The 13,743-nt window shown below is 67.8% G+C and carries 13 protein-coding genes; 5 read left to right on the plus strand and 8 right to left on the minus strand.

Annotation, left to right across the window (positions count from 1 at the left end):
• Window positions 1–101: 101 nt before the first annotated feature.
• Genes F1D05_RS01975 through F1D05_RS01985 form a run of 3 tightly spaced genes read left to right on the plus strand, consistent with a single transcriptional unit; the run spans window position 102 to window position 3,446 of the window.
• Window positions 102–1,883, plus strand: coding sequence for a sigma-54-dependent Fis family transcriptional regulator (locus F1D05_RS01975; RefSeq protein ID WP_185445682.1), 1,782 nt, complete (start codon window positions 102–104; stop codon window positions 1,881–1,883).
• Window positions 1,884–1,908: 25 nt separating this feature from the next.
• Complete coding sequence (locus F1D05_RS01980) at window positions 1,909–2,625, plus strand: MBL fold metallo-hydrolase (RefSeq protein ID WP_246486368.1); 717 nt, start codon at window positions 1,909–1,911, stop codon at window positions 2,623–2,625.
• 2 nt (window positions 2,626–2,627) lie between these two features.
• Window positions 2,628–3,446, plus strand: a complete 819-nt coding sequence (locus tag F1D05_RS01985; protein WP_206686041.1) for a M55 family metallopeptidase — start codon at window positions 2,628–2,630, stop codon at window positions 3,444–3,446.
• A 133-nt stretch (window positions 3,447–3,579) separates the two neighbouring features.
• Here the strand turns inward: F1D05_RS01985 and F1D05_RS01990 are convergent, their stop codons facing one another.
• The 5 genes from F1D05_RS01990 to F1D05_RS02010 all read right to left on the minus strand — a co-directional run bounded on the left by F1D05_RS01990 (window position 3,580) and on the right by F1D05_RS02010 (window position 8,527).
• On the minus strand, window positions 3,580–5,019 hold the full coding sequence (locus tag F1D05_RS01990) for an alkaline phosphatase PhoX (protein ID WP_185445685.1): 1,440 nt from the start codon (window positions 5,017–5,019) through the stop codon (window positions 3,580–3,582).
• A gap of 366 nt (window positions 5,020–5,385) precedes the next feature.
• On the minus strand, window positions 5,386–5,931 hold the full coding sequence (locus tag F1D05_RS01995) for a hypothetical protein (protein WP_185445687.1): 546 nt from the start codon (window positions 5,929–5,931) through the stop codon (window positions 5,386–5,388).
• A 22-nt stretch (window positions 5,932–5,953) separates the two neighbouring features.
• Window positions 5,954–7,114, minus strand: coding sequence for a Gfo/Idh/MocA family protein (locus F1D05_RS02000; protein ID WP_185445689.1), 1,161 nt, complete (start codon window positions 7,112–7,114; stop codon window positions 5,954–5,956).
• The gene (locus F1D05_RS02005; protein ID WP_185445691.1) at window positions 7,111–8,163 is read right to left on the minus strand and encodes a Gfo/Idh/MocA family protein; all 1,053 of its coding nucleotides are present in this window, start codon (window positions 8,161–8,163) and stop codon (window positions 7,111–7,113) included. The genes F1D05_RS02000 and F1D05_RS02005 overlap by 4 nt, the downstream gene beginning before the upstream one ends.
• A gap of 16 nt (window positions 8,164–8,179) precedes the next feature.
• The gene (locus tag F1D05_RS02010) at window positions 8,180–8,527 is read right to left on the minus strand and encodes a hypothetical protein (protein WP_185445693.1); all 348 of its coding nucleotides are present in this window, start codon (window positions 8,525–8,527) and stop codon (window positions 8,180–8,182) included.
• A gap of 532 nt (window positions 8,528–9,059) precedes the next feature.
• Between F1D05_RS02010 and F1D05_RS02015 the strand changes: the two genes are divergently transcribed.
• Entirely contained in the window at window positions 9,060–10,049 is a 990-nt protein-coding gene (locus F1D05_RS02015) for a LacI family DNA-binding transcriptional regulator (RefSeq protein WP_206686042.1), read from the plus strand.
• 26 nt (window positions 10,050–10,075) lie between these two features.
• Here the strand turns inward: F1D05_RS02015 and F1D05_RS02020 are convergent, their stop codons facing one another.
• Window positions 10,076–11,413, minus strand: coding sequence for a PLP-dependent aminotransferase family protein (locus F1D05_RS02020; protein WP_185445697.1), 1,338 nt, complete (start codon window positions 11,411–11,413; stop codon window positions 10,076–10,078).
• Window positions 11,414–11,493: 80 nt separating this feature from the next.
• On the opposite strand from F1D05_RS02020, the gene F1D05_RS02025 reads away from it, so the two are divergent.
• Window positions 11,494–12,126 carry a DJ-1/PfpI family protein gene (locus F1D05_RS02025; RefSeq protein WP_185445699.1) on the plus strand — a complete coding sequence of 211 codons (633 nt, stop codon included), beginning with the start codon at window positions 11,494–11,496 and terminating at the stop codon, window positions 12,124–12,126.
• Here F1D05_RS02025 and F1D05_RS02030 read toward each other — a convergent pair.
• Together F1D05_RS02030 and F1D05_RS02035 are read right to left on the minus strand one after the other, a co-directional pair.
• Window positions 12,084–13,067, minus strand: coding sequence for a threonine ammonia-lyase (locus tag F1D05_RS02030; RefSeq protein ID WP_185445701.1), 984 nt, complete (start codon window positions 13,065–13,067; stop codon window positions 12,084–12,086). The two genes, F1D05_RS02025 and F1D05_RS02030, sit on opposite strands and share 43 nt — an antisense overlap.
• A 34-nt stretch (window positions 13,068–13,101) precedes the next feature.
• Window positions 13,102–13,728, minus strand: a complete 627-nt coding sequence (locus F1D05_RS02035) for a hypothetical protein (RefSeq protein WP_185445703.1) — start codon at window positions 13,726–13,728, stop codon at window positions 13,102–13,104.
• Between the last annotated feature and the right edge of the window lie 15 nt (window positions 13,729–13,743).

Here is a 13,743-nt window from a genome sequence, read left to right on the forward strand (position 1 = left end):
GACAGCCGGATCGCCGGGAAGCACTAATCTGGAGAGGGCGATGCCATCGGTGGGGGAGCCGACATCTCCGCCAGGTCCCCAGCCGGTCGCCAGGAGGCTCTGTGGACGAATTGGCACCTGTGTCAGGTGACAGCAGCCGGCTTGCCGAGGCCAGGCTGAGCTTCCTGACGTACGACGCGTTCCCGGTCGGCGACGTCCGCCGTCCGGTACTGGCGTCGTGGGTGCGGTCGCGGCGATGGAATCTACCCGCCGACCGGATCGACCTGCCGTACGTCGCGGATCCCGAACTCGACGTACCGCTGACCCGCAGCGCGACCCCGGTACTGCGCCGGCTCCACGAGCACCTCGCCGGCCAGCCGATCAGCGTCATTCTGACCGAACGCAACGGGATGGTGCTCCGCCGGCTGACCGACGACGCCGAGCTGAGCCGGCACCTCGACCGGGTCAATCTCGCACCGGGTTTCAGCTACTCCGAACAGTTCGCCGGCACCAACGGCATCGGTACGGCGCTCGAGCGCGGTGGGCCGATGCACGTCTTCGGGCACGAGCACTACGCGGAGGATCTGGAGGACCTCGCGTGTGCCGGAGTACCGATCAAACACCCGATCAGCGGCAAGACGGTGGGGGCCATCGACCTGACCTGCTGGCGCAAGGACGCCGGTTCGCTGCTGATCGCGCTGGCCAAGACCACCGCGGACCAGATCCGCGCGGCATTACTGAGTGACAGCTCGGCCCGGGAGCAGGAGCTGCTCCAGGAGTACCTGCTGGCCGGACGGCGGTCCGGTGACATGGTGCTCGCGGTCAACGACGACCTGCTGCTGATGAACACCAGTGCCCAGCAGAACCTCGACGCCAGCGACCAGGCTGCGGTCCTCGCCCATGCCGCGGACATTCTGGCCCAGACCGCGGGCAGTGCCCTGGCGGTCGAGCTCCCGAGTGGCCGAAGGGTGCGCATCACCTGCCGTGCGGTGCCCGCGGACGGACGGGGAGCGGCCGCCGTCATCCAGATCACCCGGCAGACGACCGGTCCCGGTTCAGCGAGCTTCAACGCGAATCGGCCGCCGTCCAGGCCGGAGCTGCCTGGCATCGTCGGCAGGAGCGCACCCTGGCTCGCGACCAGCCGAACCGTCGACAACGCCTATCGCGCCGGGCAATGGATCGTGCTCACCGGCGAGCGAGGCACGGGGAAGGTCGCACTGGCCCGGGCGGCCCATCAGCAGAACAACCGGGCCGGATCGTTCCACCTGGTCGACGCCGCCGAGTCTCCGGACCACATCGAGGCGGAGCTGGCCGACGACACTGTGCAGGCGCTGGTGATCCGGCATGCCGAACGGCTCGTCCCGGCCCGGCTCGACGAACTGGTCGGGGCCTTGCACAGTGGGCGCGAGCGCCGGCTGTCGGAGCCGCCGTGGGTCGCACTGACACTGACGACCGGAGACTCGACCGAGCCCGACCTCGGCGAGTTGCTGACGGTGTTCCCGATCACCGTCGACGTGCCGTCGCTGCGGCATCACATCGACGACATTCGCGAACTGGTCCCGCACTTCCTGAGCCAGCTGAGCCACGGCGACCTGACCTGCTCACCGGAAGCGATGCACCAACTGCTGCGGTCGGCCTGGCCCGGCAACATCGCCGATCTGCAGGAGGTGCTGAAGCAGGTCGTCCACCACCGGCGACGGACCGGCGTGATCACGCCGTCCGACCTGCCACCCGATCTCCAGACGAGGAGCCGCCGCAGTCTCAGCCAGCTGGAGGCACTCGAGCGCGACGCGATCATCCACAGCCTCCTCGACAACAACGGCAACAGGCGCGACGCCGCCAAGTCGCTCGGGATGTCCCGGGCCACCATCTACCGAAAGATCCACGACTACGGAATCCGCTGACCGCCGGACCGGATAGGTTCGCGGGATGAGGATGACTGTCGTCGGCTGCGCCGGTTCCGCACCCGGCCCCGACTCCGCCGCATCGAGTTACCTGGTCGAGAAGGACGGCTATCGGCTGCTGCTCGATCTGGGCGCGGGCGCCGCTGGACCCCTCCAGCGCTACGCCTCGGCAGAAGACATCGGTGCCGTGATCTTGTCGCACGCGCATTCCGACCACTGGTCGGACGTGACGCAGCTCAGCTACTACCGGAGCAAGGCAGTCCGCGACGGATCCGACTGCGGGCCACTGCGAATCTTCGGACCGGCAAACATGAACGAGGTCCTGACGACCAATCCTGTCGATTTCACCGCAACGATCACGCAAGCGGGAGACCTCGACCTCGGGCCGCTGCGAGCCCGCCTGGCCCAGGTCCAGCACGGCGATCCGGAGTGCTGGGCGACCAGGATCGACGACGCCTTGTGCTACCCGGCCGACACCGAACCGTGCGCGGCGATCGAGGAGCTGGCCGACGGCTGCGGCGTACTACTCGCCGAGGCGTCGGGATTCGACGCCGACGGCCCGATGCGCGGACACCTCACCGCCGGGGACGCCGGCCGACTGGCGGCAAAGGCCGGATCGAAGCTCCTGATCCTCACCCACCTGCGCGCCTGGCAGGACCACCTACGCCTCCTCGACGAGGCAGCCCAGCTGGCCGGATGCCCCGTCGTCCTGGCCAACCCCGGTCTGCGAGTCGCGCTGTGAAGGTGTTTCTGTCGACTGACATGGAGGGGACCGCCGGGGTTGTCGACTGGGGGCAGGTGCGTGGGCCGAGTACGGAGTACGAGTACTACCGGGGGCAGCTGCAGTCGGAGGTCAATGCGGCGATCGACGGTGCGCTTGGCGCGGGGGCGACCGAGTTCCTGGTCAATGACTCGCACTCGACGATGCAGAATCTCCGGCCGGACGAGCTCCATGGCCGGGCGAGCTATCTGTCGGGCAAGCACAAGCCGCTCTACATGATGCAGGGTCTCGACGACTCCTTCGACGCGGCGATGTTCATCTCGTACCACGGGTCGGCGGGATCGACGTCGTCCGTGCTGCACCACACGTACAACCCGCGGGCCATTGCCGAAGTGCGCCTCAACGGTGTGATCGCGGGGGAGGCCGGGATCAACGCGCTGGCGGCGCTGGCCCACGGGGTTCCGGTGGTGCTCATCTCGGGCGACCAGGTGACGATCGATGAGGCATTGCCGTTCTGTCCGGAGATCGAGGCGGTCGTAGTCAAGGAATCCGTCTCGCACAATGCCGCGCTGTCCCTGCACCCCGACACCGCGCGTGAGCTGATCCGCGACGGTGCGCAACGCGCCCTGGAGCGGTTGGCCGACGCCCGGCTGCCGAGCATCACATTGCCTGCCGAGCTGACCGTCCGGTTCCACAGCCATGCTTTCGCGGAGCTGGTCTGCGCCCTCCGAGGCGTCGAGCGGCAAGCCGAGAAGGTCGTTGTCATCAGCAACGACGACCCTCTCCAACTCTTCCGCGCGTTCATCGCCACCGTCCTGCTGACCAGGGGTGTGAGCGAGTAGCGGCGGGTTTTCGGCCACTGGCGAGTTCTTCGTCCCCTGGCGGGCTATTTCCGCGGTATCGGGCGAAGATCGCGCCAGCCGATCCGGCCGACGCGCCGCGGCGGCCTGGCGGGCCGCCGCGGATGCTGCGCTCTCAGCCGAGGTAGTCGCGCCAGGGGCCGGTGATGGCGAGGGTGATGCCGGGGGTCTGGATGTTGACGAAGAGGACCTTGCCGTCCTCGGAGAAGGTCGGGCCGGTGAACTCCGAGTCGTTGAGCATGTTCCGGGCGATGGCGTACGTCGGGCCGCCGGGGGTCGCGCTCAGCACGTGGCTGGAGGCGTTGCCGTCCTCGGCCAGGATGAGCGAGCCCCACGGGGTGACGGTGACGTTGTCCGGGCCGTCGAAGTTGAAGTCCTGGTACCGCGCGCTCGGGCCCTGGTTGGCGGCGGCGTTCGCCGGGAAGTAGGTGACCAGCTGGATGGTCTGGGCCTTGTAGTTGTAGAACCAGACCATGCCCTCGTGCGGGATCCCGTCGGCCGGTACGTCGGTCGTACCGGACTTGGCGAACGAGTTCACGACGTACACGCCGTCGTGGGTGCCGTAGACGCCCTCGAACTTCTTGCCGCGGGTGACCTGGCCGTCGGTGAACTGCTTGCGAGTGGAGACCGTGACCGCGTCGCGATCGGGCACCGGCACCCAGGTGACCCGGAACGGGCGAAGCAGCTGGGCGGAGGTCAGGTAGGCGACGTCCGGGATCGGCTTGCCGTCGTCGTTCAGGATCGCCATCGCCTCGAGGACGCCGAAGTTGACGTTCTGCAGGTCCTTCCAGCTGTCCTTGCCGAGCCGGTAGCCGGCCGGCGCGGTCCACCGGTAGAACGAACCGTTGGGGCCGGACGCGTCCTCGGACAGGTAGATGTGCTGCTTGTCGCGGTCGATGGCGAGCGCCTCGTGCGCGAACCGGCCGAGCGCCTTGAGCGGCACCGGGTGCGCGGTCTCGCCGTCGCCCCAGACCTCGAAGACGTAGCCGTGGTCCTTCAGCCGGGTGGTGCCGTTGGCCTTGTTCTCGGTCTCCTCGCACGTCATCCAGGTGCCCCACGGCGTCGGGCCGCCGGCGCAGTTGGTGAGCGTGCCGGAGATGCCGACCCACTCGCCGTGGTTGGTGCCGTCACGGCCGACGGAGATGACGGTGCAGCCACCGGCCGCGCCGACGCCCGAGTCGTAGACGGTGCCGGGGATCTGCGGTACGCCGAGGGCGCTGTTCCCGCCGATCTCGTGGTTCTGGATCAGCGTGTACTGCTTGGTGCCGTTGCCGAAGACCGCCGTACCGTCGTGCAGTTCCGGCGTCGGCTGGCCGCTCTTCAGCGTGGTCTGGCCGGCCCGCGTGACGATCGCGTACTTGAAGCCCGGCGGCAGCGCGAGGATGCCCTTGGGGTCATCCATCAGCGGCGGGAACGGCCGGTTCGCCGGGTAGGGCCGCGAGGCCGGCGCGGGCGTGGCCTCGGCCAGCGAAGGGACGGCGCCGACAGCGGCGAAACCGACACCCGTGGCGCCGACGGCGGCACCCCGGAGTACGGAACGGCGATCGAGGGACATGGTGGAACTCCTTGAACAGTGATGGATTCAGCGCAGCTGCGGCGGGCGGCCCCGAGACGCCGTCCCCGCGCCCCGATCCTTGACCCGCCCGGCGGCCACCAGGCAAACACCACCTGAACAACCACCCCCACCCACGACCACTTCAGTGCTCAGTCACCGCCCGTACCGGTAGGTTGCACGCTCCGCTCATGACCAGGGCGGACGGGGCGCTCAGTGGTTGTAGGTCGGCAGGGATGCTCCGGTCGACTAGTGCTCGCGCTCAGACTTGTCGTCGGCGGGGATGGTTTGGCTGGGGGCGGGGTGCACTGCCTGGCTGGAGGTTCGGGGGCGCTCGTACCAGCGCCGCCACGTCGCTGGTCGCGCCGTTCAGCGACGGCGGCGCCGGTGGAACAGCATCGGCCGAGTTGTTCGGTGGTGTAGTTCGGATGTACGGCGGAACGGTCGGCAGCTTGGCCGTGATCGCCAACGCGTGGTACTTGCCCTTGGCAACGATGCCTCGACGCTGAGGTAGTCGCCGTACCCGGGCTCGGAGTACCAGCCCTCGGTGGTGCCGCCCATGATCTCTTCGACCAGCCGGTCGGCGTCGGTGTTCTGCTCGTACAGCTTGTTCGTGCCGACTTGGCCGCCCAGCTCGAGAGCCTGCTCGATCTCCGCCCAGGCGTCGGCGACCTGGTCCTGCGAGGTCAGCACGAGCTGGGCCACTGAGCCGGCGCCCCAGGAGGGCTTGAGCAGCAGCGGCGGGGTCAGCGCCGCCGGCGCGCCGTGCAGATCGGCGGCGGAGTCCACCCGACGGAACCGGGGGATCGGTACTCCGGCGGCCTGCCACGCCTGCCGCATCAGCCGCTCGTCCCGCGCTACCCGGATACCCGGTCCGGCACCGGCGAGGCCAAGCCGGTCCGCTGCGTTGGCCACTGCCAGTACGGCGAACTCACTGTCAGATCGTGAAGGCCTCACTGATCTTGGTCTGCGGCACACCTCCGTGCAGCGCCTGGTAGAACGGGTGGCCCGCGGTCAGGTCGGCACGATGGATCGGCCTACCGGTGATCGCGGAGGCGTAGAGCGCGGTGACGAACTCCATCGTCGGCCGGGTGTTGGTCAAGGTGGTGTCGTGCGTGTCGCCGCTCAACAGGTCGTCGACCAGGCGGTTGAGTTGCGCCTCGTGGTTGCTCGGCACGTCCTTGCCCGCCGAAGCAGTCCACGGATCGGCCCCGATGGCCTCGGCCGCCGAGTCGCCTGTACGCCGTCCGCCGGGATCCAGCCCCAGCTTGGCCGCGTCATCCTGGCCGGGTGCCGGAGAGAACGACCAATCCGCGTCGGAGTAGCCGTAGACGTGGTCGACCTCGAGAGTTCCGCCGGTCGTGTCGATGCGGATCCTGCTCAGCTCCCGCGGCGACAGCAGGCTGTTGATCACGGTCGCGACGGCGCCGCTCTCGAAGATCACCGACGCCATCGACACGTCCTCGAACTCCACCGGACGATCCAGCCGTACTGCGGTGGCGCTGATCGTCCGCCAGGGCCCGAGCAGGTGCAGCAGGAGGTCGATCTGGTGGATGCCATGGCCGAGCGTCGGCCCACCGCCCTCGCCGACCCAGGTGCCGCGCCACTCCGGGTCGAAGTAGCCGCGCGGCCGGAACCACAATGTCTCGCAGACGGCAACCTGCGGGATGCCGAGCGCGCCGCGGCCAAGGAGCTCGGCCGCCCGGACCGCTCCGGATCCGTGCCGATGCTGGAAGACCACGTAGACCGTGCCTTCGCTCGATCGCTCGGCCGCCGCCACCGCGTCCATCTCGGCCAGACTCAGCACGGGCGGCTTCTCCAGCAGGACCGACTTGCCGGCGGCCAGGACCGCGATCGCGATCTCGGCGTGGCTGCCGGGTGGCGTCGCAACCGAGACCAGGTCGGGATCCTGCGCCGCCAGGAGCTCCGCCACATCGCCGTACGGCGTCGAACCGAACTTCTCGGCGAGCGCCTGCGCCTTCGCCTCGACGATGTCGGCGACACCGACCAGGGTGGTCCGGCCGGTGCTCGCATAGCCCTCCGCATGGCGACGGCTGATGTTGCCGCAGCCAACGATCGCGACCTTGAGGTTTGTCACTGAGCCGCCCCACGCAGGACCGCCTGCTGCTGGGCCGTCAAAGCCAGCCGCATGGTTTCGAACGTGTGCTCCTGCGGCGCGGCCGTCGTGGTCCGCTCCTGTACGTCGTGCACGAGGTCGGCGTAGTAGGTCAGCTCGACGTCCGAGCAGTCGACGTACTGCGTGCTGTCCTGATCGACCAGGAACAGATGGTCGCCACCTTGCCGGCCGGCGATGTCGACGTACTTGCGCATCTCGATGTAGCCCGCGGTGCCGAGGATCATCAGCCGGCCGTCGCCCCAGGTCGGCAACCCCTTGGGCGTGTACCAGTCGACCCGGATGTAGCCCTGGGCGTTGTCGCTGCGGAGCAGCACGTCGCCGAAGTCCTGCAGACCGGGGGAGTCGGCGTTGGCGAAGTTCCCGACCGTGCTCGCCACCACCTCGGCGGTGCGGGCGCCGGTGAACCAGAGGAACTGGTCGATCTGGTGGGAGGCGATGTCGACGAGGATTCCGCCGTACCGGCTCTTGTCGTAGAACCAGTCCGGCCGGCCGGCACCACCGCCGAGGTGGGCGCGGTCGCCGATCCGGTGCGGGCCGAGCCCGATGGTCTGCACCACAGTGCCGATCCGGCCCGCGCGGACCAGCTCGCCGGCCCTGATCACGCAGCGCACCTCGAACCGCTCGGAGAACGTGACGGACCAGAACCGGCCGGTCTCGGCGACCGCCTTCTCGATCTCCTCGAGCTGCTCGAAACTGACGCAGCCGGGCTTGTCGGCCACGACATCCTTGCCGGCCCGCAGTGCCGCGACGGCGATCGGCCCGCGCCGGTCCGGCACCGCGGCGGTCACGATCAGGTCGATCCCGCCGGTGGCGATCAGTTCGTCGGGACTCTCGACCACCGGGACGTCCGGATAACGTTTGCGGACCTCGGCGGCGATCGCGCTGGACGCATCATCGGTCGCCATCGCGACGAACTCCGCACCGGCCTCGATCAGGCCGGCGATCTGACCGTGGATGTGGGCGTGATCGAGACCGACGGCGGCGAACCTGACGGTGTTGGTGGAGGTCAACGGTATTCCTTTCGATTCAGCGCGATGCTTCGAGTGCCTGGGCGAATTCCTCGGCGATCTTGTCGCCACCGCCGCTCTTCCACTTCTTCACCGCGGCCGCCCAGGCGGAGACCGGTTTGCGGCCCTGGATGATGTCGTTGGTCACCTGCGTGATGTCGTCGGTGAGCTGCGGTCCTTTCCGGACGTTGGTCTCGGAGTACATGCCCGCGACCGGGTCGGTCAGGGCGGTGGGGACGGTCTGCTTCATGGCGTTGAACTCCGCCTCGCTGTTACCCTCCTTCTCCGGCAGGAAGATGGTCCAGGGGGCGTCCGCCTGGTACATCAGGCCGAGCTGGGTCTCGCAGAACCCCCGGTCGTTGAGCACCGGATTGCCATCGACAGCAGTGTGATGGACGCCCGGCAGACCGAACTTGCGGAAAAGGTACTCCGTGGTGCCGAACGGCGTCGCGAGGAAGTTCAGGTACGACAGCAGCGCCTCGACCCGGCCCTCGGACTTCTTGCTGATCGCGGTAAGCCGAGAGCCGGAGCGCCCATCCAGACCCGGCCCTGCCCCGAGCCGTCGTGCTTCGGCGGCGCGATGACGGAGATCCTGGCCTCCTTGGAGACCGGGTAGTCGCGCCGTAGGCGATTGATAATCGATGGTTTGGCGTGGGGCGGGGGAACAATGTCACCATCGGTCACAGGCACTCCTTTGGTCATCCCAAAAAAAGTGATCGATCCACTTCTGAGCCGGTAGCTAACCGCAGCCCGTAGAGGGTGTCAACCTCTCGTCGGGGATTCGGCGGCCGCCCGGGCGGGGTCGGTGCTAGCCTTCGTACGCCGCCGCGTGAACGGCTGGGCGCGAGGAGGGACACGTGGCAGAAGCAGAGCCGAAACGGCCGGCGACCATTCATCAAGTGGCGAGTCTGGCCGGTGTATCGCACACGACGGTTTCCCGTTATCTGCAGGACAAGGACAGCCTGAAACCGAAGACCAGGGTCAAGGTCGAGTTCGCGGTCAAGACCCTCGGCTATCGCCCGAACCTGGTCGCACGCTCGATGCGGACCCGGCGGACCAACCGCCTCGCGATAGTTCTTGCGGCCGGTCCGTACTTTCCGGGAAGATTGCTCGCGGCAGCGTTCGAAACGGCACATCGTGCGGGATATCAGGTCGAGGTCGTCAGTATCGAAGGTGGCGCCCGGGTGCGTGCGGAACGCATCGATGAATTGGCCGAATCCGGTCAGGTCGAAGGAATTCTTGCTATTTCTTCCATTGATCTGAAAGGTAAAAGATCGCGCCGGGTGCCAATTGTCGAGAGCGATATCTACGATGATCATCTGCGTGGTCTTGGCGAGCTGGCCGACGCCTCGCAGGTGCGCGAGATCATCGAATACCTGAGCTCATTGGGGCACCGGACGTTCTTCCACGTGGCCGGTGCGCAGACCCATGCCTCGGCCCGTAACCGCAAGAGCGTGTACCTGGAGACGATCGAGGACCTCGGGTTGCGATCGGCCGGCGCCGTCGACGGTGATTGGTCGGCCCAGTCCGGCTTCGACGCGATCACCAGCCTGCCGGACGACTGCGGGGTCACCGCCGTTGTGGCAGGCAACGACGGTGTCGCCCTGGGGGTGATCCGCGGTGCGTGCTCGCGCGGGTGGGAGGTGCCGCGCGATCTCAGCGTCTTCGGCTGGGACGACGAGGAACATGGCAGGTTCTCGACGCCCTCGCTGTCGACGGTCGCGGTCGACCGAGAGGCGCGGGGTCGCTATGCGATCACCCGTCTCCTCGCCGAGATCCACGGCCAGCCGGTCCCGGAGCCACCCAACCGGACCATCAACCGCCTCATCTTCCGAGAGTCCACCGCGCCTCCACCATCCGCAGCCAGTCGTCGCCGATCAACTGACTGATCCGTCGAGACTCCTCCACACCGTTGTCAGCGGAAGGGGTCGTGGTCGACCTCGTGGCGCACTGCCTGCAGCGCGTCGCGGAGGTCGGGCAGTGTGACCGAGCCGAGAGCCAGGCGGAGCGCATGCGGCACCGTCGGTGTGGTTGCGAATGGTTCGGCGGTGGAGACCGCGATCCCTTGGTCAGCCAGCGTTGCCGCGATCCGGTCCGGGCGCGCATCAGGGGCCAACGGCAACCAAACGAGGTACGACGACGGATGCCCGGCAAAGGGCAGCCCGGCCAGCACCTCGGAGGCGATGGATTGCCGTAGGCGGGCGTCGTTGCGCTTCGCCATTTCGAGGCGGTCGACCGTCCCGTCGTCCAGCCACCGGCAGGCGATCGCTGTTGTCACGCCAGGGACGTGCCAGGTCGTTGCCCGGATGACGCGCTCGAGTGCCGGTACGAGTTCCACCGGTGCGGCGATGAAGCCGACCCGGAGACCGGGTGCGACGCTTTTCGAAAGGCCCGACACGTAGACCGTGAGGTCGGGGGCGAGCGTCGCCAGCGGTGGTGGTGCGTCGTCGATCAAGTAGGCATACGAGGCATCCTCGACGATCGATACGCCGTACCGGTTGGCAATCGAGACGAGCCGCGCCCGCTGGAAGGCGTCGTACACCCAACCGAGTGGATTGTGCAGGGTCGGCATCGCATAGACGGCGCGGACCCGGCGTCGCCGGCACAACTGTTCGAGCGCGTCGAGATCGGGCCCGGACCCGGTCACCGGCAGGGGGGCCAACTCCAGCCCTAGCGTGCGAGCGAGCACGATGAACCCGGGATACGTGACCGCGTCTACGGCGATCACATCACCCGGCTGGAACAGGGCCATCGCTGTCACTGCCAGACCGTGCTGGGCGCCACTGACGATCAGAACTCGTTCCTGGCCGACATCAAGTCCCCGTCTGTGCAAGTGACGGGCGACCGCGGCCCGGTCCTGCGCACGCCCACGATGCGGCTGATAGCGCAGCAGCGCATCGAGGTCGCCGGCTCCGGCGAGATTTCGCAACGCCTCCCGCAGCAGATCGGCCTGCCCGGGAACCGAGGGGGAGTTGAAGCTCAGATCGATGGCGTCGACGGCCACTGCCCTTTGATCGGTCCCGTCGCCGGCAGTGGCGGCAAGGTCGCGCACGAACGTGCCCCGGCCCTGCTCGGAACTGACCAGGCCCATGGCTTCGAGTTCGGCGTACACCCGGGACGCCGTCGCGACCGCGATGCTCTCGTCGGCGGCGAGGCTCCGGTGGGTGGGGAGGCGATGCCCGGCCGGCCACCGGCCGGCGCGAATCTGCGCAGCGAGCGAGTCGACCACAGCCTTGTACTTCGGCACCCTCACGCCCGCATTGTATGCAGGACAATTCTTCGACTGTCATGGATCGACGGCTCTAGCCTGCGGTGACCGAAAAGGAGCCCGGCATGCACCTCGCGATCCTGACCTTCGACGGCTACAACGAACTCGACTCGCTCATCGCCCTCGGCATTCTGAACCGCGTCAGCGCGCCTGGCTGGCGGGTCTCGATCGCCGCCCCGACGCCGCGGGTGTGTTCGATGAACGGCGTCACCATCGACGCCATGATCGATCTGGATGAGGCCTGCACCGCCGACGCTGTCATCGTAGGTAGTGGTATCAAGACCCGCGAAGTGGTCGAGGACCCCGCCATCATGAACACACTGGGCAGGCTGGATCCCACCCGGCAACTGCTGGCCGCGCAGTGTTCCGGCGCGCTGGTCCTGGCCAGGCTCGGGCACCTGAAGGACGTGCCCGCCTGCACGGATCTCACTACCAAGCCGTGGGTCGTGGCTGCCGGCGTCGAGGTCCTCAACCAGCCGTTCTTCGCCCGCGGCAACCTCGCCACCGCCGGCGGCTGCCTGGCATCCACCTACCTTGCCACCTGGATCATCGCCCGCCTCCACAGCCTCGAAGCCGCCAAGGAAGCGATGCACTACGTAGCCCCAGTAGGCGAAAAAGACGACTACGTCACCAGAGCCCTACAAAACATCACCCCCTACCTTGAGCCAACCGTGTCAGGCGCGCTGATCGGCACGTGAGTCCAGCGATTGAAGGCTTCGGGGGTCACGTTGCTTCCGCAGAGGATGGTTGCGACGGTCCTGCCGTCGAATCGTCCCTGTCCTTCCAGGATTGAGGCGACTCCCAGTGCTGCGGCTGGTTCGACCACCAGCCCGGCGTGAACATGAAGAAGACGCATCGCTTCGACAATGGCTGCCTCGCTGACCAGGACCGCGTCGTCCGCGATCGACGAAAGATCGTCGAGTACTTCGGGGATCACGTACCGGCCGGCGACCCCGTCGGCGATGGTGCCGGGGGCGCCGACCTCGACCGGGTGACCGGCGCGCAAGGCCAGCGTCATCGCCGGCGCGTTCTCAGGCTGGACGCAGATGACCTCGGTGGTCTTCCGCAGACTCTTGAGCGCGAAGCCCACGCCGGATGCCATCGCGCCGGCACCCAGCGAGATCAGTACGGAGTCGAGCTCGACGGGCGACTCGGCGAGTTCGACCCCGATCGTCGCGGCTCCTTCGCAGGTCCCGATGTCCCTGCTGTCCTCGACCAGGAACGCACCGGTCTCGGCGGCGTACCGGGTGGCGGTTTCAAGGGCGGCCTCGATCTCCCCGTCGACCAGGATCACGGTGGCGCCAAGGGCTTTCATCCGCTCGAGCTTCAGCGGATTGGCGGCCGAGGAGGCGACCACCGCGACGCCGATGCCACGCCGCCGGCCGCTGTACGCGAGCGCCTGGCCAAGGTTCCCGGCGCTCGCACAGACGGCGGCGTCCGCATCGCCTTCCAGCCTGCTGAGAACGGTCTCGGTCCCGCGTCCTTTGAAGGAGCGAACGGGATTGAGCGTCTCGACCTTCAGGATCAGCCGGCAACCAAGCACGTCGCCCAAGGGTTCGCATTCGTACTGCGGGGTGTTCAGGAACACCGGATCGATCTGGTCACGAGCACCGAGAATCCTCGCAAGCTCCAACCGCATCCCGACCTCCACCATCGTCTCGATACACCCGGCATCACGCTATGAGGACGCGGGATCTCAGGGCTAGGTCGTCCATTGTCTCCAAGACGTGGAGGCGGTGGACTCGCGTGGGCATTCGGAGGGTTCGGAAGGTTGCTACGAGGTCGCGGAGCTCGGCGTAGGCGTCGCCGGTTACGTCTTCGGTCAGTTGGAGGTAGCCGGCCAGGAGTGGGCGTTCTACGGCGAGGGCGAGTGCGGCTTGTTCGTCCGCCGGTTCGACCGGGAGGTAGATCCGGCCGATGTTGTAGCGGCCGATCCAGGGGCCGCGGATGACGAGATCGATCGGTGCGTCGAGCTGCCGCGGCTCATCGCTGCCGTGTACCAGGGTGGCGTGGAGCCGGTCGGCTCTCAGTTCGAGTCCGCGCCACCAGATCAGTCCGGCCAGGCGTGAACCCGCCAGGGCCTTCAGGAAGGCCTCCGGTCGCGGGTCGGCAAGGGGGAGGACCAGTGAGTGCACAGGTGGCCAGAATTCACCCGGTCCGGGATCCGGCCCGAGCGGACCGCGAGGCCGGTCGGTCAGCAGTGGAAGGTGACGCGCTCTGTAGCGCTCGTCGAGCCGCAACGAGTCGTGGTCGTCCCACTCGTACTCCTGCTCCGCGAGTACGTCGAGCAGATCTGACATCGCGACTCCCCGAGC

This window comes from Kribbella qitaiheensis, from assembly GCF_014217565.1.
Taxonomy (GTDB): Bacteria; Actinomycetota; Actinomycetes; order Propionibacteriales; family Kribbellaceae; genus Kribbella; species Kribbella qitaiheensis_A.